Origin of the sequence: Vibrio harveyi NBRC 15634 = ATCC 14126 = KCTC 12724, from assembly GCF_001591145.1 — a bacterium.
GTDB classification, from domain to species: Bacteria; Pseudomonadota; Gammaproteobacteria; order Enterobacterales; family Vibrionaceae; genus Vibrio; species Vibrio harveyi.
This window is the reverse complement of the sequence record NZ_BCUF01000029.1, coordinates 1-24,991: the sequence shown is the minus strand read 5'-3', so window position 1 is coordinate 24,991 and position 24,991 is coordinate 1. Positions and strand designations below refer to the sequence as shown.

Here is a 24,991-nt window from a genome sequence, read left to right as displayed (position 1 = left end):
CATGCCCGCTGTGAAGGCATGGTTGAGACATTGGTATAGATGATCTCTATTGCCGTTGAGATGGTTTAACTGGGTTTGCGGTGAAGGTACTTCATGACTTTCCCTTGCTTCCACATCATAACGCCTGTGATAGCAACGACGGGAACAAGTACAAATAACGTTAAAGTCATGAACATTTCATTTGCTTTCAGCGGTGAATAAAGCGCTGCACTCACCAACAGCGCACACAATATATGCATCCATCTTAAAACCAATCTTACTAACTGTCCGCTCATTGCCTTTCTCCTTTGCTTTGTTTCAATACACGATACAGAGCAAAGTGATGACGGTTTTGGCTTTGAGATAAAACGCCTAATAGCGTTCTAAGTGAACGTATAGGGTGATGAATGGTTTTTTAGGCTGAGCAGACAACTTTCGGAATGTATCTAAGACCCAACATAGAGCACCCATCTTCCAAGTAGCTATCGGTGACAACATCGAAGCCGAACTTGCCGTAGTAGTCTTTCAAGTGTGCTTGTGCGGATATAAAAATGCTGTCGGTCGGGTAGATCTTTCTTGTGGCATCGAAACTCACTTGCATCAATTGGTTACCGATGTTTTTCCCTCTGTAGTCCTCTGCGACGATAACGCGACCAATACACACGTCATTGGCATCAGAGTTCAGCAAGGGTAAAACGTCAACGGGATATCCGAGTTTCGGAGGCATAATACGACTATAAGCCACCAGACGTTCGTTATCATACCCCATCACGTGGTAGGTGTCGGGATGGTTATCTTTACCATCCAAATCACTGTATGGCGTGTTCATGTCTACGATGAAAATATTGACTCTTTGCTGCAAAAAATCGTAAAGCTCTTGAACAGACAGGTCTGCGAATTTCTTAATTCTCCATTCGAGCATCATGCTTCCCCTTGTATTATTTTGGGTACAACATAAAGAGTATTTGTGCGTGATTCATTAACCTTTGTTAATTGCTAAGCTCCAGCTTAAATACAGATTTGCTGTTTTGAACGGCTAAAAAGCAAAAGCCCCACTGAATTGGTTGTGGGGCGGATATCGGAAGGGATACGCTCCGATCTATCGGGGAGTCAAAACGGGAATTAACCCGCAGTCGGACCAACCAAACGCATCTCCCAATCTTCGACTTCACCGGTTTCTAGGCGGCGTTCAACAAGCTTGCCCCAAGATTCAACCAATGGAAGTTCCGCTAGTTGGCTTAGCTCTGTTTTATCTAGGCAACCAGTAAATACTGCGCCCATGATGCGAGCCAATGACCAGTCTGGGTGAGGTCTTTCGCACAGAATAATCTCGTCACCTGCACCGATATCGCCCTCTTGTAGCACTCGGAAGTACCAGCCTGTTCGAAGCGTATCTTGCAGTCTTCTCGCCATGTCGTTTTGCTCGAAGCGGACGTTGAGTTTCCAGCAAGGCATGCGCCCTTGGGATACTTCCAGCAAGGTTGAGCCGATGCGGATTTTATCTTTCAGGCAAATGGACGCTTCTGTTACGCCGCTTGAGCTTAAGTTCTCACCGAACGCGCCAGCTGATTGGAAAATCGCTTTGTCGCCCAACTCTTGTTGCCAAATCGGATAGTGCTCGCTTGGGTAAATATGAAGGGCTTTTTGAATCCCACCATGAAAGCGCGGATCGCCTTGTTCGTCGTTGGTAAAACCCAGTTCTGTTGCGTGCTGACGCTGAGGTAGAACCTGCTTGTTAATCGCACTTTTCGCACCATGTGCAAAGGCAACGGTTTTACCTGCTAATACGCTGTTAACTACGCCTAACTTCTTCATATTCTTTCCTTATCGCTAAAACTGATTTGCCAAACGGTGTGAGACAAAATCACGTTATCGCTCACCCAATGATTTGAATACCGGAATCGCTGCCAGTACTTCAATGCGCTTTTCTGTGCTTTTTAAGTAACGCGTTTCGCTATCTGAAACCAACACATGACGTTGATAACCTTCCGCTTTAGGAAACTTGGTTAACACGTTTTCAAGCGATGCTTCGCACTTGTCTTGGTTGATGTTATCAATATTGACTTTGAATAAGAGTTGGTTTTCTTTGGATATTTCAACTTGATATCGCATACGTCGCACCTCACGGCTTCATTCACTTTGCCGAGCATGATAGCCTAGTGAACTTGTGTCAGAGTAGGGATGTAAGGACAGTTAATGATGCCAACCCGCCAAATCGATTCTCACTCCGGTGTCATGACCTCCAATGAGATGATGGCTGCCAATCCTCACTCTCCAGCTTTGGTTAAGACCATCGACATGCCGAAAGGTTACATTGATGCGTTGCACCAACACACGTGGCATCAAGTCATTTTCCCGATCAAAGGGCTATTGCAAACCAAAACCGAGCACTACCAACACCTTGTGCCTCATACCTCTGCGCTGTTTGTACCTGCGGGTATTCAACATGAATCCATCGCGCTAAGCCATACGACATTTGTCGGTATCTATCTAAACCCTAAGTTTGGTACTGAGTACGAGCATCAAGTTAGAACCATCACTCTCACGCCGTTCTTAAACGAGCTGTTACAGGAAATACGCCGCCAATGCGAAGGGCTCGTGAGTGATGAGGAAGTATCACGATTGCTTGGCGTACTCCACGATCAAATCATGAAAGATAACGTGCAGACCTTTCAGTTACTGCTGCCAGAAGACAGGCGCTTAAAGCTGATATTTGAAGCGCTGACCGACACGCCAGCATTAGATTGGTCACTCAAACAGTGGGGAGAGACAGTAGGCGCATCTGAGCGAACATTGTCGCGCCTGTTCTCCAAAGAGTTCAACACCTCATTTCAACTTTGGCGGCAACAAATTCGGCTGATTTATTCGCTCTCTTTGCTAGATGAAGAGCTCTCGATCCAAAGCATTGCCGATCAAGTGGGGTATCAAAATGACTCTTCTTACATCAAAGCGTTTAAAGCCTATTTTGATGTCACCCCACAACAGTTCCGTGTGAATGGTCGACGGGGATAGTGAGTCCAATCTTGCCCACAAAATCAGTCTCGTCCATCACACTACTCTAACGGTAACTGGAAAGTACTCTTAATTTCCTTTACGGAGACGTTAGATTGAATGGCGCTGATGCCTTTCACGCGGCGAATAGCACTGATGCGGTCAAAGTATTCGTCTAAGTCTCGAGCCACCACTTGCACCATATAATCCGCGCTGCCTGCAATGCAGTGACACATTAAGATCCAATCGGTTTCTGCGACAAAGTCTTCAAAAGGCGTGGTGTTTTCTACCTCATGACTGCCTAGTGTCACCAGCGTAAAACCAGAAACTTGGAAACCGAGCTTTTTGCGGTTCAGCTTTGCTGCATAACCCTCAATGTAGCCTTCCTCTTCCATCTTTTTCCAGCGTCGCCAGCAGGGCGTTTCACTCAGGTTAACGGTCTCGGCAAGCTTAGAGTTACTCATGCGACCATCTTTCTGAATATGGTCAAGAATGGCGAAATCGGTACTATCCAATTCAAAGTTGGTGGATTCTTTCTTTTTCATGGTTACTCTGGAAATAGTCTGCTCAAATTTGCTTTTATCGTAGCTCAGATAGCAATTTTCTTTTTACCCAAATCGTTAGACTGTTCCCATATTCGTTGATTACTTTTTGGGAGAGAGTGCATGAGTGCTCAATTGTTGGCGGCATTTTTGTTGTTTGCCGTTTCTATTTCTTTAACGCCGGGAGCTGGTAACGTCGCGCTGTTAGGTATTTCAAGCCGATATGGGTTTTCTGCGACCGTACCGTTCGTATTGGGCAATGCAGTCGGGGTGATCATCATGTTGGTTGGTGCAAGTGTGGGGCTTGTCAGTTTGTTTACCCTTTACCCTGATTTGTACACGGCGTTAAAGTGGATTGGTGCGGCGTACCTGCTGTATCTCGCATGGTCGATTGCCACAATGGAACTCGACAATGATTCGAATGCGAAAAAGTCCGGCTTTTTATCTGGCGTTTGGGTGCAAATTCTTAATCCGAAAAGTTGGGTTGCGTCACTGACAGTGTTCTCTCAATTCATCTCACCAAACAATGATTACCTGACACAGGTGGTGATCATTATCAGCGTAATGGTGGGAACTGGTGTGCTGGGGATGTTTGCGTGGGCGTACTTTGGCACAGTATTGAACCGCTTTATTCAGTCACCACAAAAGGTGGTGTGGGTAAACCGATGCATGGGCAGCAGCCTAGCGTTAGTGGTGGTGTTTATGCTGAGTCAGCCCGTTTAAGCTCTTATCCAATTTGACGTGCGCGCCGAGAAAACGTTATATACCCGTTTCGCTATGGCGCGCCATATTCCCTCGAGCAATTCAATGGTATCAAGATGAGCTTAACTAAGACCAAGACAAACACTCGCGTTAATCAACTGAGCTTTGGTTCGCCAAGTGTATCATTGGTGTTGGAGTATGTTGAGCTAGAGCCACTGGCTTTGGATAAAGTGCGCGTGCAAATCGAAGCCACAAACATTAATCCGAGTGACCGATTGTCGATTCAGGGAGTAGGGCAGTATCGTCGTACCCACGTACCGCCGCGAGTGCCTGGGTTTGAAGCGGTTGGGCGAGTGGTTGAGATAAACGATCCGCATCAAACCGAATTTCAAATTGGGCAAAAGGTGCTGGTGGCACAGAGTGGGGCTTGGCAAAGCTATGTCGATGCGCCTGAGGAGAATGTCTTTGCAGTGCCGGAAGAGCTTGAGAATGGCTACGCTTGCCAGTTGTATATCAATGCCCTGACGGCTTGGGTGATCACCACTCACGTTGCCAAGTTAAGTAAAGATGACGTGGTGATCATCAACGCAGGCAATTCTGCGATTGGTAAGATCTTCGCTCAGTTGTCGCACTCACTTGGATTTACTTTGATTGCGATAAGCTCCGCGCCAGAGCGTTATCCATACGACGCCATTGCAGTGCTAAATAGCAAGCAAGATCTGCAATCTCAAATTGATGCCCGAGAGTTGCTGCAACCGAATGTCGCGTTTGATGCTATTGGCGGCAAAGTGGGAACAGAACTCATCCAAGTTTTGCGTCATTCGGGAACATACATCAATTACGGAACGCTTTCACTCACCCCTTATGAGTCTGCTTTCTTCGCTTATATGAAGCAGAACAATATCGATTTCAGCACGTTCTTTTTGCGTTATTGGGAAGAGTCGGTTGGTAAGACCGTTCGCAAACAAGTCTTTGCTGAGATGCTAGAACACTTTGTGGAACACCAGATACAACTTGATGTGGATTGCTACCTTCCGTTAGAACAGTTCCAGAGTGCCTTCGAGCTGATAGAAGATGAGGCAGTCACGCTGCAAGGCAAAATTATACTGACCATGTAGTAACAGTATTCAAACACCTTGAGGTTACTGGGTAAATTGAAGAACAAAAAAGGGATGGTATTCACCATCCCTTTTTTGTTTTTGTTTGGATTATCGGAACTGTGGCATGTAGTCGAGGTTAGCTTCAATCGTCTCTTCTAGAGCCTTTTCTAGAATCGTTCCAGTGGTCACGAGCGGGTTCAAAATCAATGCTCGATGCGCGGCATTGCGGTCGCCTGTGACAGCCGCTTCTACCGTGAGTGATTCAAAGTCTTTCATCAATTGAATCAAGCGCAGCGTATCGCTTGGGAATGGCGCGACGTTTAAAGCCACAGGTCCCGATTTTGTGATCATGCAGCTGACTTCCACCGCGCAATCGTCAGGTAAACCTGCAATGGCACCGTTGTTACGGGTGTTTACGTGCATGATGGTGCGCTTATCGTTGTAGATAGAGCTCATCAGCTCGCAGGCAGCTTCTGAGTAGTATTGACCACCACGCTTTTCGAGCTCTTTTGGTTTTTCGTTGAGCTCTGGATTGCGGTAGATATCGAACAGTCGTTTCTCCATAGCTTTGACCACTTCACCGCGTGTGCCTTCGCCGTTCGCTTCTTCAATCTCTTGGCTCATGATGTCTTCGCTGGTGTAGTAATAGCGCAGGTAAGCACACGGGATCATCCCCATATTACGCAGCAACTCTTGTGGCCAGTCGAATGGAGGAATATTTTGCGGCACCAAAGGATCGTTGCCGGATAGGATCTCTTCGACCACTTCTTGCAGTTTGTCACGACCTTCGTGCAGGATCTGACGTGCCCAGATAAAGTGGTTCAAACCCGCAACTTGCAGTACAAACTCTTGCTCGCTAGCACCTAGCATTTGGGCGATGCCTTTTTGCATGATCACTGGCACGTTACATAAACCGACCGCTTTCACTTTGGTGTGTTTGAGAATCGCTTCTGTAACCATGCCTGATGGGTTGGTAAAGTTTAGCAACCAAGCATCTGGACACAACACTTCCATCTCTTTACAGATTTCCAGCGCGATAGGAATGGTGCGACAGGCATTGGCAAAACCGCCTAGCCCATTGGTCTCCTGACCGATCATGCCGTACTTCAGCGAGATGCGTTCATCACGGATTCGACCTTCCAAGCAGCCAGCGCGAAATTGAGAACATACAAAGTCTGCGTCTTTCAAAGCAGGTTTGCGATCCAAGGTGACGTGCACATCAATATGCGACATGTCGTTTTTAGCCAACATGCGACGTGTTAAATCGCCAATGATGCTGACTTTCTCTGCGCCATCTTCGATATCAACCAACCACAGTTCGCCGATTGGCAGTTCATGATTGCGTTTGATCAGACCTTCGATCAGCTCTGGTGTGTAGCTAGAGCCTGCGCCAATGATGGTAATTTTAAGATTCTTTTTCATCGTGATGTTCTCGTTATGGATAAGACAGTTTGATTAAAATGCATCTTTATTGGCTTCACAAACCAAAAAAATCTTGCTATGGATTAGCACAGCTAATTTATAGAAGGTTGAGTAATGGACAGAAAGCAGCAGATGCTCTCCAATATGTACACTTTTGCGATTGCAGGTAAGTTTCTTAGCTTTACCAAAGCAGCGGAAGAGCTTTTCATTACCCAAGGGGCGGTGAGCCAGCGAATCAAATCGTTAGAGGAGCAACTGGGTTTCAGCTTGTTTGTGCGTATGACGAGACGATTAGAACTGACCAAAGAAGGTGAGCGATTACTGCATGCATTAAACCAATCGTTCGAAGTTATTTTCTCTGAGCTCGAAGACATCAAGTTTAATGAACTGCGCGGTGAGTTATATATCGGAGCAGCTCCGACGTTCGCCCAGAGTTGGCTTCTGCCAAGGTTGCCAGATTTCCAACGTTTGTACCCGCATCTCAATATAAAACTGAGGGTGAAAGCGAGCCGTTTGGACTTTCAACATGAGCCCGTCGATATCGCGATTTACTACAGCGATAGCGAACATCCGGGTTTTTACCATCAGCGTTTATTTGATGAAGTGCTGTTGCCGGTTTGTAGTCCCAAATACTTTAACGACCATTTTACTGAGCCAGCACCACTACTTGAGCAGTTGGCCGGCGTGACTTTTATTCATTGCTCTGAATCATTAGAGGCGAGTGAACCTAATCAAGAATGGGCGATGTGGTTGGACAAACAATCTAACCCGCTACTCAACACACTTAACGTGATGGACAGAACTTACTTATTTAATCACGCCGATATGGCAATGACAGCGGCTAAGAACGGAATGGGGTTGGGGATCGCTCGCGAATCTTTAGTGAAAAGCAGCCTAGAAAACGGTGAACTAGTGGCACATTTTGAGCGCGTAAGTGCAGAGCGAGGCTACGATTTGATCTGTCTAAATGGGCAACAACACAGACCAAAGAATGCTGCATTTATTGAATGGCTTGAGACGCAGTTGCCAAAAAATGAATAAGGGGATGATAGGGTAGGTAAGCTTAGCTTCCTCCCTTTACTCTGTGAGAAGGGAGGAAGAACAAGTATTGTAATTAACTCGCGATAATTTCATCCATTAGGCGATCGATTTGTACTACGACTTGTTCGCTGGCGTCTTCCATGGCGTTAATTGCAGTCACCATGCCTGCCATGTTGCCAGATTTGGCTTGGCTCATTGCTTCACGTCCACCGTCATGCACGCCTTTGTGTGGTTCTTCAAGCAATGCATAGCTTCTTAAGTGGCTGTAAGCCTTGCCATCGCCACGGTAGTACCACTGACCCAAGCGACACTCAGAGTGGCTATTAACGGTTTCACCAAACGCGCCTTTTTGTAGGAGACGGTAGATATTGTTCTTCCAAATGGCGTGGTCGAGTTTGACCGTATCCAAGAAAGCGCGTGTGGAAGCAATATGGATCACCTGTTGCATGTGTTCCGATTTCACGACCACTTCGTTGACAATAGAACCAATCTGCGCAGAAGAGGCAGACACTTCCTCAGCACAAGTTTGGTTTTCATCAATCGAGGTTTTAATCGCGTTCACTTGCGTTAGTACTTGGTTCACCAAAGAATCAATCTGCTCACTGGCTTCGCTGGCTTTGCCGGCAAGGTTTCTTACCTCATCTGCTACCACGGCAAATCCGCGACCTGCTTCACCGGCTCGTGCTGCTTCAATCGCTGCATTTAATGCCAACAAATTCGTTTGGTCAGAAATCTCTTGAATAGTCGATACAAGAAGGGAAATAGAAGTGGCAGTTTTATCTAATATTTGAACCGATTCAATGCTTTGTGAGGCTTGCGTACTGATCTTCACGGCTCGATTATCAAGACGAGCAAGAGCTTGATGAGTCTGCTTAAACATTTCATCTAGTTGTTGCAGTTCTTGGTTTTCATGCGCCATAGATTGCGCACTCTCCACCATCTCTGTTCGAATGGTTTGGAGCATATCTCCACCTTTCAAACTGCTCGACATCAACTCATCACTATTGTGGTGTTCCTGTTGAGCGGAGCGAACAAGCTGCTGAGCCTCTTGGAGCTGATTTTCCAGAGCGGCAACGTCAGTTTGGTACTTCTGTTTGAGGTCTGCTAATTCTTGCTTTAGCAGCTCATTTTCTGATTTGATTCGTTTTAATCCAAACATAGGTTCTATAAATGTGACAGGATGTTAAAAAATCCATGCTAATCGAGTTGGATATCGAATACACGATCACTTTCATATCTTTGCTTGGTGTAATCACACTTTTTCGGTAGGGCTTTATACAAACAAGAGGTCTCAGATTTTGTTGCTTACTTGATAACCTCTGTTCTTTCTATCCGCTCATGAGCCGTTTTTAAAGCTCTTGCATCAATTGGATGTAGTTACCACAGGTATCGTCAAGTACCGCAATCATGACCGTGCCTGCTTCTCGTGGCTCAATTGAGAACTGCACGCCAAGCTCAGTTAATCTTGCATATTCTTTATTTAGGTCATCGACCGCAAACGACGTCCATGGGATTCCGGCTTCTTTCAACGCGTCTTGGTATATTTTTGCTGGACCAAATGCCATCGGTTCTAACAATAATTCCACGCCAGATTGCTCTTGTGGAGAGACCACTGTTAGCCATTTGTGCTCACCAATTGGTACTTCTGTTTTTTTAATGAAACCAAGGATATTGGTATAGAAATCGAGAGCTCTATCTTGATCGTTAACAGGAACGCTGGTTAGGGAAATTCTGAGCACGGGTATTCACCTTTACTGTTTTGGAATAAGTAAAAGATAGCGAAAGCTTGGCTCAAAAACTTATTCTAGATTGCTTTTATATATTTTGAAACGCTTTGGGGGAGTAACCTGTGCTCTTTCTAAAGACACTCGAAAATGTGGTTAAACTCTCATAGCCAACCTGAAAACAAGTATCCGTAATCGAGTGACCTTCCTTGAGCAGCACTTTGGCTTTTTTAATCCGCATATCCCTTAAATAGCTTCGCGGCGTGACACCATACATCTGTTTGAAAATCCGCACATAGTGAAAGCGTGACATAAAAGCCGCTTTGGCTAAGTCGTTTAGCTCGATGTTTTCTGAGTGATGCTTTTCCATAAATGCCTTGGACTGCCTGATCAGGAGGTACTGTTTCGGGCTCAACGGCATCTCGCTGTACACGCGATCGATTTCTTGTTCATAAAAGGTTTTTGGGCGAGATGGCATTGTGTTTCACAAAGCGAAAGAGAATGGTTTTAGTCTAACACTGGAAGCAGATTCGTGGAGGTTATCTACTTCTCACTTTACTCAAAACCGTCCAACACCCACTTCCTCACACTTTTTTGCTCTTTTCTGCTGAGTGATTTACTGACGATGCCTGGTTCATTCTGAATAAAAATAAATCACTCATTAACGTAAAGAATGTAAATGAGATTAATTATCATTAATGTTGTGTATTATGCTTCGCACCACGTTGTTGTTTATAAAATATAAGTAGTATTATGAAACTGAAGTCACTATCAGCAGCCATCACCGTTGCCATTGCCTCTTTTGCTGCTCACGCTTCCGATGAAAATATTGTTGTTGTCGGTTCTGCCCTTGATCAACTTGTTCAAACTGAGATTAACGCTGAAACGTTAGAGCTCAAACAAGCGTCGGATATTAAAGACGTATTGAACACCATGCCGAGTGTTACGGTTGACGGTAACGCTCGTTACTCCCGTAAAGTTTACATTCGCGGTATGGAAGACAAATTCTCTGTCGTAACCATTGATGGTGCGCGTCAAGAAGGTCAGTTATTCCACCACTCGGGCGACCAAACGTTCGATCCTGCGATGCTTAAGTTAGCTGAAATCACGCTAGGTGGTAACTCAGTACTGTCTGGTGCTGGTGCGATTAACGGCTCATTTAAATACGAAACGAAAGATCCCAGCGATCTACTTTCGGAAGGCGAAAGCGTCGGTGCTCGCGTTAAAACGGGGTATCAAACGGCTTATGAGCGCTTCACGACGAATGTTGCGGTTTACGCGCAGTTGAATGATGAACTTCAGTTGATGGGTATCATCAACTACTCAGAAGACGGCGATCTTTACATTCCTGGTAAAGATGACGTGACTTCTAAGCAAGGTGAACTGAAATCTGGCTTGGTGAAGCTAGTCTTTGTTCCAAACGATGCTAATGAATTTAAGCTTACTTTTAACACCTACCAAGATGGCGGTAAGCGTCAGCTATCGGGTGAAAAAGCAGGCGCACTTTACCTACATGATGATCACAACTACAACTCACTTAACCGTGATACCGTGACGTTCGAGCACCGTTTCGATAATGGAAGCGACTTGGTTAACCTAAAAACCAACTTGTACTACAACCGTCAATACATGGAACGCGACGCGTTAGTCGAAGAGTACGGCGATTGGAAGAAGGTGAACGGCGCTTGGGAATTCACCAAAGATGGTGACCTATCGATTCCTGATCGCGAATACAACGTGACGACCATTGGTGGTGATATCCGCAATATCTCTTGGGTTGGTGAACACGAGCTGACTTACGGCTTCGAAGGCTACAAAGCGGAGCAGTGGATCGACTCTGGTCTAGGTCACTACACCTCAGGTTCAAAGCAAGGTCAAACGAAGAACTACGACATGGATGGCGGTACTGTAACGGCTTACGGTATTTACGCTCAAGATGCGTTTGAGATTAATGACTTCCGTTTCGTAACTGGTCTTCGCTACGATGTTCATGAGCTGGGTGGCGTGTTTAAAGGTAAATACGATCAACTATCGCCTAAGTTCCAAGGTGAATACCAAACCACAGACAACCTAAAACTTCGTATTGGTTACGGTCGTCTATTCAAAGGGGCTTCATTGCCAGAAACGCTAACCATGAAAGCGGCGAGCGATGTTAAACAGTCTGATACCAAAGCGATGACGGGTAACAACTACGAAGCAGGCTTTGATTACGACATGTCTGGTTTGCTGATGGCAGACGATGCAATCCTTGGTTTTACTGCTTACCAGTATGATCTAGATAACCAAATGCACCCAACCAAAAACAACACAACTTTGGTAAACCAATACGATGTTGAAGTTTGGGGTGTAGAGACGGTATTCACCTACAGCATTGAAGACTTCGCGCTTTACGCAAACCACTCATACTCTGATGGCGAGCAAACGAGCCTGAAGAATGGCAAGAAGAGCCACATGAACAAAACTGGTATCCATAACATCAAGGCGGGCTTCAAGTACGATCTAACCAGCGAGTTTGTGTTCGGCTGGGATTCACGTTTCGTTCCGGGTAATGATTACAAAGACGAAGATGGTGACAAGATTGAACGTGCAGGTTTTGCAACGCACAACCTATGGGCGGCTTACGTACCAGATTTTGCAAAAGACCTGTCACTTAACCTAGCGGTAGACAACCTATTCAACAAGCAGTACGCAGAGCATACAGGCTTTGGTATTTCTTGGGGTTCAGATAAGTACACTAGCTACGAAGCTGGTCGTAACTTCAAAGCGTCAGTGGCTTATAGCTTCTAAGTGATAAGTTACTCTTAAAAACAAAACCCCGATAATTGGTTATCAATTATCGGGGTTCTTTTTATCTAACTTTGCCTATCAAGGTGCAACAAGCATTACTTGGTATGGAAGATCTGCTCGGTTTCTAGCGACGTCATCGCACGAACTTGACGCCAGATGTAGTAGAAAATACCAAACATCATCAACATACTTGGGATAGCAATCATTGGGTAGCTGTAAAGGGTGAGCTTACCCAACTCTTCATTGAACGCCGCTGTGCCCGATGGACTAGTCACAATCCAAGTTGCTAGAAAATAGTTCATCGCAGATGAGAAAGCGAAGGTGCTAGCGAACAGATAGTTCGACGACATCAGGCAACGCTCAAATGCTTGCGTTTTACCATTCTGCTCTAAACGTTCGTTAATCAGTTGTAGGTTCAAGATGGTATCGTTCAATACAAGCTTTTGCATTAGCGGATAACGAGTGAAGGTTGAGCCTAACACTGCAATACCTATCAGACCTGGAATCAACGCCTCTTTTAACGCTAACCAACGTGTGTCTAGCTCTAACAACCCAATACCACCGGTTAACAGCACACTGATAAAACCAAGTGCAGAAATGAAGTTGAATTTCTTGTTGCGGATAAGATCCATGCCGCCATAAACCAATGGGAACGCCAAGGCAACAACGAGTGCCATTGCTGTACCTAGGTGTTCTTCACCGCTGAACTTCATCAAAATGAAGGAAGGGATGATGACGTTAAACAGGACTTCGAATAATGGATTCGACTTTTTCGCCGTGGTGTTACTCATAATTTTACTGACTCTACTATGTCGGCTTGGGTTTTACTTTGTGAGAAGTGTTCTACTCCTTGCGCCAGATGTAAAGTCTTAAAGCCCCGAGTTGTGTAACGACTTATGAAATGGGACGGTAATATTGCTTTATTTCCGTAAGTTGTGTTTGGCGGGGCAAATATGTGCTGCATCGTGATCTCAAAACCGCCGTGCGCTTAAAACGCTAAATTTGGCAGTGTTCACAAATTCTCATCTTCCTTACTATTTACCGTGAATCATTCTTAGTTCGTTTAACGCGCATTACGTTGTAATTGATTCTATCAATGCTTTTAAAATCCATCTCAAACCGCTCTGATATAAAAAATAACAATATCATCGTCAATTAAATCAATTTTTAGCCGCTTATTTTTCACTCCATCATACGTCATAGAAACAGCAATGCTTTCCGCAAGAGAAGCACACGAATTTAGTTGTCCGTATCGGAGTTTAGAATGAAAAAAGTAAGTGCAGTGGCTGCCGCAATTACATCTGTTTTAATGACAGGTGCCGTCTTTGCTGAGACCGAAGTGGCGTTAGATGTGATCGCTGGTGATGAAGCCGCACCCGTTGTTGAAAAAGTAAATGGTACCGATGTTATCGCTGATGGTTGGGAAATCTTCGGCTATGCGTCAATGAACTTTAGAACTGTTGATGGCAAATCAGTGGATACTGAATTTGGCAAACCAGATTACAAAACAGCAGGTACACACGGTAAGAGTACCAACCAAGTTGAATTCATCATCAAAAAGCATACTGAGCACGCGAACGGTGTTTGGTCTGACTTTGTTGTTCGCTCTGAATATGGCAACGGCAACTCTTATGCCTACTCTTCTGCGGGTAGCCAAAAAGACAATACCACTGCACAGTTTGAAGTGAAGGAAGCGTTTGTTGAAATCGGTGCGCTGCCTTACTTTGGGGAAGACACCTCGATTTGGGGTGGTCAACGCTTCCTAAATCGTGCGTCTGGTCTGTTATCTGGTGAGTTCTGGAAGCAGTCATCAGGTGTTGGTGCCGGTATTCAAACTAAGCTCGCTGGCAACACCGCAGGTATCGCGTATGTGATTGCCGATCCAGACGCAGGCGCACCAGATGTGTTGGTGTGTGAAGACAACAGCAATGCGTCGACGTGTGAGATTGTTAAAGCCAATGCTGAGCGCACTACCGTTTCTACTTTGGATTTCTACTACTATGGCGTAGATGTGGGCTTCGGTAGCGTAGATTTCGACTTTAAATACATGCAGCAAGAAGGCAAAGACAATTCTTCAGATGATGGCTTTGGCGCTGCAATTACTTTGAACACGAGTTACTACGGCTTAGACGGTTGGACGCAAAACGCACTTGCCTACGGTAAAGGTGTCGCGCAAAACCGTGGCGTGAACTTTGGTGGTTGGTCTGGCGGTGACGATAAAGCTGAATCTCTATTCTTCACTTCTTACGGTGTGCTAAACATCTCTGAAAACTGGCAGATGGGTTCTGAAATTACCTATATCGGTGCACTCGACCAACTGTTTGGTGCTGATGACTTAAAACGCTACCTTGTGGCTGTCCGTCCTTCTTATAAAGTGAACGATAACCTTCGTCTTGAGATGACGGCGTCTTATGGTCATGAAGAAGGGGCTGAAGGCTACTGGGGACGTACAGGGGATGATGTCGAAAGTGATATTTACAACATCGAACTCGCGGCGGCGTTTACTGTAAACGCAGACTACTTTGGTCGTCCTCAAATCAAACCTTACGTGAGCTACATTACCGCTGATGATGAAGCGAGCGCGCGTCAGATTGGCATCGAGGATGGTAAAAATGAAACCGTGATTGGTGTTCACACCGAAATTTGGTTCTAACCACACTTTGCAAAAGGCAGCGAATAGCGCTGCCTTGTTTGCTTTTGAATGATTGTTTAGCAGATCTGTTTTACCTTGAGAAAGAGAGATAAATCATGCAGAAAAACCGTGTAATCCTTGCCCTCATGTTGAGCTCGGCGTTAACCGCATGTGCGGCTTCTCCAACATTGGAAGCGACGACGTTGCAATCGGTGCCGGAAGCGGCAGTTTGCTGCAATAACTTCTCTGAATTTCCATGGTTAGAGCTCGGCACTAATGAGCAAATTGAGTTTTCGATTAATGCGGATTCGCCGGTAGGTCGCTTCGCTGAAGGGAACAGCTATTTTGTTGCGTTTAAGTTGCCAGCGCGTTCAAGCAAAGTGAATATTCAGCTTGCCAGCCATATGGTCAATGGCGAGGTTTTCGCGCCTAAGCTGATCACTTTAGATAAAGCGTTCAATATCGTGAATATCAATGATCATGATAGCTTTGATATCGAAACCACGGGCATGCTTACACGCACTCAATACCAGCTGAGCTTTACGCTCGACGTTGAGAAAACGCCTTACTTTATTGTTTATACTGATGAAAGCGAGCTAGGTGATTCGATTCAAATTCCTCATCCTGCCAAAGAGCGTGCTGTGGAGTTGGGTCAGCCAATGCCGATGGTGACCGACCCGAAATATACTTATGAAGCTTTTGGCTCTTTGGAAGTGGCGATCAAAACCTTATCGTTAGCCGCGCCTTCACGTACCACAGAGACACAGAAAGCGGCAGTTGTGGTGGCTCCGGTAAAATTGTCAGCGCCAGCATCAGCAACCATGCAAACATCGTCAGCAGTAAGTTCGAACACGAAATCGGCATCAATGAGTGTTCATGCTGATACACGAGCCTATTATTTTGAATCTATTCGAGCAGCAGTGAAGAACAACCAAACATCAAAAGCGATGACGCTGCTAGAAGAAGCCAACCGATTGGGTATCGACGGCGCACAGAAAGTGTTTGTTGACGCCGTAGATAACAAGTAACTCCATTATTAAAGTGTCTATTTTTGGACCTCAGAGAGCGCTTTCGCGCCCTCTGAGTTTTTTTAGTCTCTAGCAATACATAGCTTTTCTGCAGAACGCTTGTTGAGCAAGTAGTTCTCTTCCTCAAGCGCTCGGTGCGATAGTGCTGGGTTAGGTTGAGCGAAGGTTAATCCTTCCAACAAAGTAACTGGTGCTAATGGTTTTAATCTGGTTTTTACACCATCACGATTACACTTCATTTGCCCGGATTCTGGGTACCATTCGATCTCAATTGAACCGTCAATCACATCGGCTTCAATGCCGACCTCATATTCCTGACCGCGCAGTTTCACGATGAACTGAACTTCAGGTTGAGGGCGTTCAAACTCAAATGAGAATTTGGTTTTCTCAGCTTGTTCGACGTCAACATGCAGGGCGTTGTTATCACCAAACGGCAGTCGAGCGCTTAGGCGTTTCCAAGTTGATGGTAAGCTTGGGCAAAGCTTGATGGTGTTGCGCGAGAGCTGTGGCGTAAAGCCGAGATAGTCTTGCTGAGTGTTACGAGCAAATTCCGACACTGACCACGCTTGAGCATAAGTTCCGCTTTGAATGACGGACGTCGCAGACGCTTGGTAAGCATCCAAGTTTTCGCTCATGGTGCCGCGATGTCCCTGATATAAAATCTGATGGGCTAAGTTTTTGCTCAGTTGATACGCTAAATCCTGTTGCTGGTAACGGGTAAGTGCGCCCACAGTGAAGCCTGCGTTCCAACCCCAAATGGTCCCATTATGGTATGCCGCATCTTTGTGATACTCAGGGCGGTTGTCATGATAGGGGTGGAATTCTGGGTGCTCTTGTTGCAAAGAGCAGATGCCCCAAGGGAAAAGCAGATGCTCGACGCTGTTCTTCACAATGTGCTGCCCAATATACTCTGGAATTAAGGCTTGGCTGGTCGGAATGGTCAACGTCATTAGCTGGTTTGGGCGAATACTGATGTCTTTCACATCGTCTTGCTTGAGATGATCCGCTAAGCACATGGATTCGCTATCCCAGAACTTGTCGATAAAGCTGGCTTTCACTTTGTTCGCCAAAGTTTGGCAATGTTCCGCTAAGGCGTGGTCACCATTCCATTTTGCAAGTTGGTTTGCCACTTGTAGACTCTCAAACCACAATGCTTCGATGTCGTTGGCTTTCGGACCACGAGGTGACCATGGGATCTGACCGTTGATCTTGGCGTCCATCCAGGTATCGGGATCGCGATGTCGCATCAAGCCATCATCATCGAGATAGTGCTTTTCAACCCCTTCAATAAAGCGCTCTATGATGGGCAACATTTGCTGGGCGAACTGTGTATCACCGGAGTAGTTAATGTATTCGAAGATCTCGCGAATCATCCATGGTGTGCCGTCGGTCGTGTTGTAGATGATATTAGTCTCGCTGGTGACACGGTTTGGAATTCGACCATGATTTTTGTCTTTCAGATCATCTAACTGCATCGAAGCAAAGTTGGTGATGATGTCGCGAGCTTCGTCAAACTCGCCATTCACTAAACTGGTGCCGGGCAGCGCGATAAAGGTGTCTCTGCCCCAACAGTCTTTAAACCATGGCAACCCCGCCCAAATGCCGGTACCCAGCTCTTTATTGACGAAGGTTCGGCTGGCCAATCGTGCCCACATAACGGCGCGGTTGTATTCCAGATCGTCACACCAAAAATAGTTCTTGGTCAAAAACTCAAATACTGCGTTTTGATGTTTCAACTCTGCATGTTCGAGGGCTGCGTTTTGTGCTTGTTGGATAGCATCGGCTTTGTTGTTGGAGAAAGCAAAGTAGGCAGTGAAGCGGTTCGTTGTGGTCTCTGAACTGAGCTTAATTTGAATGTTTTGGCTGCCGGATAGAACGTTATCACTGACGTTCGAATCTCTCTCATTGAGCGTTTGTGCCCGGAAGCTTTGGTTTGCGCTGATCGCGATAAACAAGAGTGAGTCTTCAGGGCAGATGTCTGGATCGACAGAGATAAGCAGGCAATCTTCCAACGCTTCTACTTGGCAGTACGATGGATTGAGGTTGAGTTCAGGAACCAGTGCCAACATTTCGCTGCTGGTGGATTCCACATTCAGTGCAGCAAGGCGTTGCCCTGCAATCAAGGACAAGCCATCTTTACTGGCATTCTCATAATGATGCTCGATTCCATATGGCATTAAGCAGGCATACTGCGCCTGTGTTTTGTCGTTGAATACGTTGCCAATGCTTGAGGCGAAACCACCTAAATACCAACCTTGATGATGGCGATAACGTGCCGTGCCCAAAGCGCTGTGTGTGGTGCCTTCATAGTAGCCGTCGAGGTTATCACCAAACACAAATGGGAAAGGCGTTTCGCTCTTGATCGCCAACGCCTCGAACAACTCATCGAGCGGAAGGATTTTGGCTGTGCTTGGCAATGATTTAGCGGGGATAGGACCTGATTGCGAAGTGATGAGATGATCGAATTTCAATTGAGTGAGTAAGGAGGCGGTGTCTGCCATTTCGGGTTTGACGCTTAGACTTGGCGACGCTGTGCTGAAGTCGAGCGTCAGCAAATAACGACCTGATTGTTTTGGTTCAAACACCAAATCATTACCAATGCCTTGAGTTGGAATAAGCGAGAGCTTTTGATTCAAACTGATATTCACTGCTTTAATATCATCTGCGGCGAACGTCCATTCTTCGCTGCCATTCAAATCGGCGATTTTGAATTGGTGTCTATCGGCTGGGAAAACTACGCTAGCTTGTAGTTGGTGCTCATCAATTGGCTGGAAAGGCGTATCTAGCCCCCAACCATTTAGTGTGCCTTTCAGATATAACGTTGGGTATTGGGGCATATTCTAGAGTCTCATAAAATAAAAAAGGCACAGCGAACTGTGCCAAATACGAACATGAAAGAATTAGCGAACAATTTGTTTTGCTGCAGTGTCTAGGGCGTCTTTCACGGTTTGCTTGCCTTGCATCGCGTTATCGATAGCAGCACCTTCTGCAAAGAAGTAAGACGTCATTTGAGGGATGTTCGGCATGATCTCGCCGTTTTCTGCGTTGATCATGGTTGATTTAATGCGTTCGTCACTTTCCAGCACTTTCTGGAACGATTTTAGTGTCACGGCACCAAGTGGCTTGTCGTCATCCATGATCTTCAATGCGGCGTCTTGGTATAGGTAGTTTTCTAGAAACTCAACAGCCAGATCTTTGTTTGGGCTTGATGCGTTAATACCCGCACTCAAAATGCCAACGAATGGGTTACCTTTACCGCCGTTTAAGGTTGGCAACACGGCAACGCCGTAGTTCACATCCATTTTGTCTAGGTTGCCCCAAGACCACGGACCGTTGATGGTCATTGCCACTTCACCTTTGGTGAACGACGCTTCGGATACTGAGTAATCCATGTTTGGATCGACGATGCCTTTGTTGACCATGTCGACAAGGAATTGCAGACCAGCCACACCCGCTTCATTGTTTACACCCGTGTCTTTAGCATCGTAGCCTTCTGCTGTTTTACCAAAAGCATAAGCGCCGCCAGCTGAAATCATTGGCCAAGTGAAGTAAGCGTTTTTCACGTCCCACATGATCGCTTTCTTGCCTTGTTTTTGCATCGCTTGGTGGATGGACTCCAGCTCTTCCCAACTCTTAGGTGGGTTTGGCAACAGGTCTTTGTTGTAAATTAGAGAAGGGACTTCGATAGCCAGAGGGTAGCCAAAGATTTTGCCATCTACAGTGACTGCATCCCAACTGAAATCGACAAGCTTATCTTTAAACTCTTGGCTCGGTTTCACTTCTTGCAGTAAGCCCGCTTGAGCGTAGCCACCAAAACGGTCGTGTGCCCAGAAGATGATGTCAGGACCACCGCCTGTCGCGGCGTGTTGTTGGAACTTTTCTTCTAGAGAATCCGGGTGCTGAACATTAACCTTAATCCCCGTATCTTCTTCGAACTGTTGACCAATTTGGCTCAATCCTTGGTAAGACTTATCACCGTTGATCCAAATGATGATTTCACCTTCCTGCATTGCAGAAACAGAAGGCGCTAAAAGAACAGATAAAGTGCAAAGCGAAAGTGTTTTTAGAATAGGTTTCATTGCGATAGATTCCTTGTTTCAAACCTAGTGACTGGACGTCAGCTGTTGTTTCACGGTTTGATAATACGGGGATGCACTCTGCGGTTAAAATTGATTTCTTTGTCGTTGGTATTACATTTTTCTATATCAATGCGTTGGAATGTGATCGGGGAAGCGCATTGGCTTGGGTGATACCCAGTAGCCAATGCTTTGCGGTGGTTGATGTAGAGAAGGGACTTGGAAGGTTTTGACTGTTTTTGTGAACAGCAGCCAAATTTAATCTGCGATGGAAGTGTCTATATCTAGTGTGAAAGCACTAGCGCACTGTGGCTCGATATTCAGTTGGCATTTACCGACACCATTTTCGACGCGTAAGGTGAGTGGAGAAAGACGATTCATAGCGTCTTTTAAGATGTACTCGCCATCGCGCAGTTCGAGTTTTTTGATCAGCTCAGATGGCATGACCAACTCTATGTTTTGAGGTTGTTCTCCCCTTAATCGTGCGACTGCCAAAATCAATTGCTGACTCGAATAGCGAGCAAAGCAGAATGACTCTTCCCCCAAGGCTTGTTGATTACTTGGATACAGATCAAAGTAACCTCCCATTTTGGCTGGCGAGGTCAAAGCTAAGTTGAGTAAGCGTTGATAATAGGCTCTTACTTCTTTCTGTTGTTGCGATAACAAGCCCCCGTCGAACTTGCCATGATTCATCCACTTTTGGTGTTCTGGGACACCGATGTAATCAAAGATGGAGGTACGACTTGGTTGCCCAAAGCCTGCGTTTTCTCTTCCTGCTTCTCCCACTTCCTGTCCGAAATACACCATGGTTGGTGAGGTGCTAAGCAGGGTAGAAATCAACATAGCGGGCAAGCCGTTCTCTGCACTGCCAGCAAATTCAGGCGAGGCAAGACGCTGCTCATCGTGGTTATCAAGAAAGTGCAGCATGTGGTGTTCAATATCCATCATGCTTTCTTGAATCTCACTGATTTTGCTCACATGCTGTTTGCTGTGCATCACGTCTTTGAGGCAATCATAGAGGTCAACTTTGTCGTACAGATAGTCCATCTTGCCGAGATGAATGTAGTCGCGATAGAGATGCGGTTGATACACCTCTGCCATCAAAAACGCCTCTGGATTGACCGCTTTGATGCTGGAATTCATAAAGCTCCAAAACTCGACAGGCACCATTTCCGCCATGTCATAACGGAAGCCATCGACGCCTTTGTCTATCCAGTAAAGCGCTATGTCGCGGAACTTATACCAAGAGTTTGGCAGCGTTTTGTCTTGCCAGAATTGCAAATGCTCAGCATGGGATTTGTTTGCGTAATCGGCTGGCAGTTCTGGGAAATCTTTGCTGCCGTCTGGGCGCACGCCGTAATTGATTTTGGCGGTTTCATACCAATCATCAAATTGCGGCTGAGCAAGCCTGGAGCCGTTGCCGGTCCATTTGGCGGGAAACTCTTCAAAGGCAGGCAATTTTTCAAAATTAGAAAGGTTCCTAATCAGCGTCGGGTCACCTAGCGGGGAAAATTGCTCAGGAATGTTAGGCAACTCAAACGCTTGATTAGGAACGTAATAGAAATTGTTGTCACGATGGTACTCAACGTTCGTATCGTCATCGGCACCAAAATCTCGTACACCGACAGGGTTGTTCAAACCTTGGTAACGTCTGGCAACGTGGTTTGGCACAATATCGATGATGACCTTCATGTTGTGCGCATGCGTACGCTCGATAAGGGCTTCAAACTCTTCTAATCGATATGCTGGATCATCTGCCAAATCTGGGTTCACTGAGTAATAATCTTTCACCGCATAAGGCGAGCCTGCACGTCCTTTCACCACCGCTGGATGGTCGTTCTCAATGCCAATGGCACTGTAATCGCGGATCACCGCATGGTGTGGTACTCCAGTGTACCAAATATGCGTAATGCCAAGCTGTTGAATGACAGTGAGCGCCTTTTCGTTAAAGTCACTGAACTTACCGACGCCGTTTTGCTCAATGGTTCCCCAAGGTTGATTGGTGGTGTTGGTGTTGCCAAATAGTCGGGTGAAAACTTGATAAACGTTCGCTGCGGAATTCATAGATATTTAAGGGAGCTCGTGGCTCCCATATCCTCCAAAAGTTATTTCAGTTTGACTGCGAAAGACTCGTAAGGTGCGAGGGTTATCGTCGCTGCAATCGCGCAAGGCGTCGCATAGTTACTGATTAAGCACTCTACCTGATCGGCTTGATATTGGGTTGGAACTTGCAGTGTTTGCTCGTGCTCTGAGAAGTTACTCACGATAAACAACAGTTCACCTTGGTATTCGCGCACGTAGCCAAACACGTGTTGATGCTCTTGCCATACTGGAGTGAAGCTTCCGTAGACGATGGTTTCATGACGTTTACGCAGCTCAATGAGCTTTTTGTAGTGGTAGAAGAGCGAGCTCGAATCGTTAAGCGCCGCTTCCACGTTAATCTGTGGGTAGTTCGGGTTGACCGCAATCCAAGGTGCTCCGCTGGTAAAGCCCGCGTGCTCTGATGCGTTCCAGTGCATTGGTGTACGCGCATTATCACGACTGTTCTTGTGAATCGCATCCATCATGTGCTCGTGGCTGATACCGGCAGCGGTTTTCACATCGTAGAATTGTCGCGTTTCGATATCGCGGTAATCGCTTAGTTGGTCGAACGCCACGTTGGTCATGCCAATCTCTTCGCCTTGATAGATGTATGGCGTGCCTTTCAAAAAGTGCAGCGTTGTTGCTAGCATCTTGGCTGACTCGACTCGATAGGCTTTGTCATTGCCAAACTTCGACACTGCACGAGGCAAATCGTGGTTGTTCCAAAATAGGGAGTTCCAACCCGTGTCTTGCAGCTCGACTTGCCACTTGGTTAGCACGTCTTTGAATTCTTTAAGGTCGAGCGGAATCGGCTGCCATTTGTCGCCACCTTGCCAGGTTAGGGTAATGTGTTCAAATTGGAACACCATCGACAGCTCATGACGCTCTGGCGCACTGTACAGCTTAGCGATCTCAGGCGTTGCCCCCCAAGTTTCACCGACCGTTAATACATCTTTGCCACCGAAGGTTTCTTTGTTCATTTGTTGCAGCAGCGGGTGCAGGCGATCGCCATTGCCCGTGATGCCTTTGTCGACTTCTTTTCCTATCAGATCAATCACATCCAATCGGAAACCGCCGATGCCTTTTTCAATCCACCAGTTCATCATCTTGAATACTTCTTGATGAACTTTCGGGTTCTCCCAGTTCAAATCTGGCTGGCGTTTTGAAAAGAGGTGGAAGTAGTACTGCTCGGTTTTCTCGTCCCATTGCCAAGCATCGCCACCAAAAATCGATTCGATGTTATTTGGTAGATTGCCTTCTGAGTCTGCATCACGCCAGATGTAGTAATCGCGGTACGGGCTATCCTTAGATTCACGCGCAGAAACGAACCAAGGGTGCTCATCCGAAGTGTGGTTAACCACCAAATCCATAACGATTTTGATATCACGCTCGCCAGCTTCTTTGAATAGCTGTTCCATGTCTTCCATGGTGCCGAACTCACGTGCGATGGCTTGATAGTCTGAAATGTCGTAACCATTGTCATCCATTGGCGATTGGTAAACAGGAGAGAGCCAAATCACGTTGATGCCAAGGTTTTTTAAGTAATCCAGTTTGCTGATGACACCTTTTAGATCACCGATGCCATCATTGTTGGAGTCGTAAAAACTGCGTGGGTAAATCTGATAAACGACTGCATTATGCCACCACGTTTTTTCCATGTTATTTGTGCCTTTTCAATCAAAAATCTAAGACAAAATATAGTGGCTTTTCCCCGCTAGTAGAAATTGAACTTTTTGCTTATGATATAGGAAAAATTGATACCTAAATAAGTGGGCGATGATGAATCGAGTGAATCGATATTTTCTGACCGTAGCCAGAACCGGAAACATCAAGAAGGCGTCTGAGCTGCTGCATGTAACACAACCAACCCTGACAACGGCGATCAAGAAGCTAGAAAGCGATATGGGTGTATCGCTATTAATACGTCGTTCTAAAGGCGTAGAGCTGACAGAATACGGGCAAGTATTTCTCCGTTATGTCGAGGAACAGCAAGAAAAACATCTCGATTTGATGCACAAAATTCAAGACATGCATCAAAGGGAACATGGCAAACTGAAGATCGGTGTTGGTGAAGCGTGGTGGGAGCTTTTTGTGCGACATGGGATCACCAAATACCAAGAAGCGCATCCTCATAGCTCACTCTATATTGAATTTGGCAACAACCTTTCTTTGATGCAGCACCTGATTCAAGGTGATATAGATTTATTTATTGGTCACGAAATCGGCGGATTGAAAGATCTTATGCCGGTGGTGTTCAGACCGCTGTTCCAAGATCAAGAGTCTTTCTTTGTTCATCGAGACCACCCTCTACTTAATGACAAAATGTTTTTGGAATCACCATCCGAGGCGATGTCTGCTTATCCACTGATCCGCGTAACGCCGGGGCATTCTCGATACAGCTCGGTGCTCAACAACGCATTCGAGTACGATCAAATCTTCAACCAATCCAATGAAACTGCACTTGTGGTTTATGAAGTCGGTTCTCTGCTTGCTAGCTTGGATTTGCTCGAAACGACCAATGCTATTATGCCTTACAGCGATAAGATGAACGGTTGGATGGAGAAAAACGGCGTGAAGTGTTTGCACACAGATACCAGTAAAATCGGTAACGTCGGTATCTATCACAAACGCCAGTTAGATAACGACAAAGCTCAGTTCCTTATCAATGAAATCCTGACCATGACGACAGAGATTTAGTAGGGTCTTACATACCCTCATAGTAAGCACGAATCGATTCTAAAGAGATAATTTTATGACCAACAACATAAATTTCAGAGCCTTCCTACCAAGTGATAAAGAGGATTGCCTGCGCATCTTCGATGAAAACTGCCCTGAATATACCCAAGTGACTTCAAGATGCAGGATTCAGAGCGTTGTCATTGATT

Annotated in this window: 21 protein-coding genes and 1 pseudogene; 8 read left to right on the top strand and 14 right to left on the bottom strand. The window is 45.9% G+C overall.

Annotated elements, in window-relative coordinates:
• Positions 1-65: 65 nt before the first annotated feature.
• The 4 genes from VHA02S_RS15515 to VHA02S_RS15500 form a co-directional block, all read right to left on the bottom strand.
• A complete protein-coding gene (locus tag VHA02S_RS15515) occupies positions 66-275 on the bottom strand; it encodes a hypothetical protein (protein WP_038897663.1) in 210 nt (69 codons plus the stop codon).
• 119 nt (positions 276-394) lie between these two features.
• The gene (locus tag VHA02S_RS15510) at positions 395-901 is read right to left on the bottom strand and encodes a GNAT family N-acetyltransferase (RefSeq protein WP_017818270.1); all 507 of its coding nucleotides are present in this window, start codon (positions 899-901) and stop codon (positions 395-397) included.
• A gap of 200 nt (positions 902-1,101) precedes the next feature.
• On the bottom strand, positions 1,102-1,794 hold the full coding sequence (locus tag VHA02S_RS15505) for an MOSC domain-containing protein (protein ID WP_038897664.1): 693 nt from the start codon (positions 1,792-1,794) through the stop codon (positions 1,102-1,104).
• A gap of 54 nt (positions 1,795-1,848) precedes the next feature.
• The gene (locus tag VHA02S_RS15500) at positions 1,849-2,091 is read right to left on the bottom strand and encodes a hypothetical protein (RefSeq protein ID WP_017189842.1); all 243 of its coding nucleotides are present in this window, start codon (positions 2,089-2,091) and stop codon (positions 1,849-1,851) included.
• Between the two features lie 84 nt (positions 2,092-2,175).
• Between VHA02S_RS15500 and VHA02S_RS15495 the strand changes: the two genes are divergently transcribed.
• Positions 2,176-2,991 (top strand): AraC family transcriptional regulator, encoded by an 816-nt coding sequence (locus VHA02S_RS15495; RefSeq protein ID WP_017818268.1) that lies wholly within the window; start codon positions 2,176-2,178, stop codon positions 2,989-2,991.
• 41 nt (positions 2,992-3,032) lie between these two features.
• On the opposite strand, the gene VHA02S_RS15490 is transcribed toward VHA02S_RS15495, so the two are convergent.
• Positions 3,033-3,515: an Lrp/AsnC family transcriptional regulator gene (locus VHA02S_RS15490; protein ID WP_005450000.1), complete on the bottom strand. Its 483-nt coding sequence runs from the start codon at positions 3,513-3,515 to the stop codon at positions 3,033-3,035.
• Positions 3,516-3,635: 120 nt separating this feature from the next.
• On the opposite strand from VHA02S_RS15490, the gene VHA02S_RS15485 reads away from it, so the two are divergent.
• Both VHA02S_RS15485 and VHA02S_RS15480 read left to right on the top strand, forming a co-directional pair.
• Positions 3,636-4,235, top strand: coding sequence for a LysE family translocator (locus VHA02S_RS15485; protein ID WP_005429054.1), 600 nt, complete (start codon positions 3,636-3,638; stop codon positions 4,233-4,235).
• Positions 4,236-4,330: 95 nt separating this feature from the next.
• Positions 4,331-5,332 carry a zinc-dependent alcohol dehydrogenase family protein gene (locus tag VHA02S_RS15480; RefSeq protein ID WP_038897665.1) on the top strand — a complete coding sequence of 334 codons (1,002 nt, stop codon included), beginning with the start codon at positions 4,331-4,333 and terminating at the stop codon, positions 5,330-5,332.
• Positions 5,333-5,422: 90 nt separating this feature from the next.
• Here VHA02S_RS15480 and VHA02S_RS15475 read toward each other — a convergent pair whose 3' ends face one another.
• Positions 5,423-6,736 (bottom strand): 6-phospho-beta-glucosidase, encoded by a 1,314-nt coding sequence (locus VHA02S_RS15475; RefSeq protein WP_038897666.1) that lies wholly within the window; start codon positions 6,734-6,736, stop codon positions 5,423-5,425.
• 114 nt (positions 6,737-6,850) lie between these two features.
• On the opposite strand from VHA02S_RS15475, the gene VHA02S_RS15470 reads away from it, so the two are divergent.
• Positions 6,851-7,777 carry a LysR substrate-binding domain-containing protein gene (locus VHA02S_RS15470; RefSeq protein WP_038897667.1) on the top strand — a complete coding sequence of 309 codons (927 nt, stop codon included), beginning with the start codon at positions 6,851-6,853 and terminating at the stop codon, positions 7,775-7,777.
• A gap of 73 nt (positions 7,778-7,850) precedes the next feature.
• On the opposite strand, the gene VHA02S_RS15465 is transcribed toward VHA02S_RS15470, so the two are convergent.
• The 3 genes and pseudogenes from VHA02S_RS15465 to VHA02S_RS15455 all read right to left on the bottom strand — a co-directional run bounded on the left by VHA02S_RS15465 (position 7,851) and on the right by VHA02S_RS15455 (position 9,979).
• Positions 7,851-8,936 (bottom strand): methyl-accepting chemotaxis protein, encoded by a 1,086-nt coding sequence (locus VHA02S_RS15465; protein WP_009695860.1) that lies wholly within the window; start codon positions 8,934-8,936, stop codon positions 7,851-7,853.
• Between the two features lie 190 nt (positions 8,937-9,126).
• The gene (locus tag VHA02S_RS15460) at positions 9,127-9,516 is read right to left on the bottom strand and encodes a VOC family protein (protein ID WP_038897668.1); all 390 of its coding nucleotides are present in this window, start codon (positions 9,514-9,516) and stop codon (positions 9,127-9,129) included.
• 60 nt (positions 9,517-9,576) lie between these two features.
• A pseudogene (locus VHA02S_RS15455) lies at positions 9,577-9,979 on the bottom strand (helix-turn-helix transcriptional regulator).
• Between the two features lie 275 nt (positions 9,980-10,254).
• Between VHA02S_RS15455 and VHA02S_RS15450 the strand changes: the two are divergent.
• Complete coding sequence (locus tag VHA02S_RS15450; protein ID WP_009695861.1) at positions 10,255-12,288, top strand: TonB-dependent receptor; 2,034 nt, start codon at positions 10,255-10,257, stop codon at positions 12,286-12,288.
• A 95-nt stretch (positions 12,289-12,383) separates the two neighbouring features.
• Here VHA02S_RS15450 and VHA02S_RS15445 read toward each other — a convergent pair whose 3' ends face one another.
• Complete coding sequence (locus VHA02S_RS15445) at positions 12,384-13,079, bottom strand: VC0807 family protein (RefSeq protein ID WP_005450007.1); 696 nt, start codon at positions 13,077-13,079, stop codon at positions 12,384-12,386.
• 473 nt (positions 13,080-13,552) lie between these two features.
• Here VHA02S_RS15445 and VHA02S_RS15440 point away from each other — a divergent pair, with 473 nt between their 5' ends.
• Positions 13,553-14,941, top strand: coding sequence for a carbohydrate porin (locus VHA02S_RS15440; protein ID WP_005450008.1), 1,389 nt, complete (start codon positions 13,553-13,555; stop codon positions 14,939-14,941).
• A 95-nt stretch (positions 14,942-15,036) separates the two neighbouring features.
• Positions 15,037-15,948, top strand: a complete 912-nt coding sequence (locus tag VHA02S_RS15435; RefSeq protein ID WP_038897670.1) for a MalM family protein — start codon at positions 15,037-15,039, stop codon at positions 15,946-15,948.
• Positions 15,949-16,010: 62 nt separating this feature from the next.
• On the opposite strand, the gene VHA02S_RS15430 is transcribed toward VHA02S_RS15435, so the two are convergent.
• From VHA02S_RS15430 to VHA02S_RS15415, 4 genes are all read right to left on the bottom strand, one after another.
• Positions 16,011-18,785 (bottom strand): amylo-alpha-1,6-glucosidase, encoded by a 2,775-nt coding sequence (locus VHA02S_RS15430; RefSeq protein ID WP_038897671.1) that lies wholly within the window; start codon positions 18,783-18,785, stop codon positions 16,011-16,013.
• Positions 18,786-18,848: 63 nt separating this feature from the next.
• On the bottom strand, positions 18,849-20,027 hold the full coding sequence (gene malE / locus VHA02S_RS15425; protein WP_005450011.1) for a maltose/maltodextrin ABC transporter substrate-binding protein MalE: 1,179 nt from the start codon (positions 20,025-20,027) through the stop codon (positions 18,849-18,851).
• Positions 20,028-20,282: 255 nt separating this feature from the next.
• Positions 20,283-22,088: an alpha-amylase family protein gene (locus tag VHA02S_RS15420; protein ID WP_038897672.1), complete on the bottom strand. Its 1,806-nt coding sequence runs from the start codon at positions 22,086-22,088 to the stop codon at positions 20,283-20,285.
• A gap of 41 nt (positions 22,089-22,129) precedes the next feature.
• Positions 22,130-23,764, bottom strand: a complete 1,635-nt coding sequence (locus VHA02S_RS15415) for a glycoside hydrolase family 13 protein (protein ID WP_038897673.1) — start codon at positions 23,762-23,764, stop codon at positions 22,130-22,132.
• Positions 23,765-23,885: 121 nt separating this feature from the next.
• Between VHA02S_RS15415 and VHA02S_RS15410 the strand changes: the two genes are divergently transcribed.
• Positions 23,886-24,803 carry a LysR family transcriptional regulator gene (locus VHA02S_RS15410; RefSeq protein ID WP_038897674.1) on the top strand — a complete coding sequence of 306 codons (918 nt, stop codon included), beginning with the start codon at positions 23,886-23,888 and terminating at the stop codon, positions 24,801-24,803.
• The last annotated feature ends 188 nt before the right edge of the window (positions 24,804-24,991 follow it).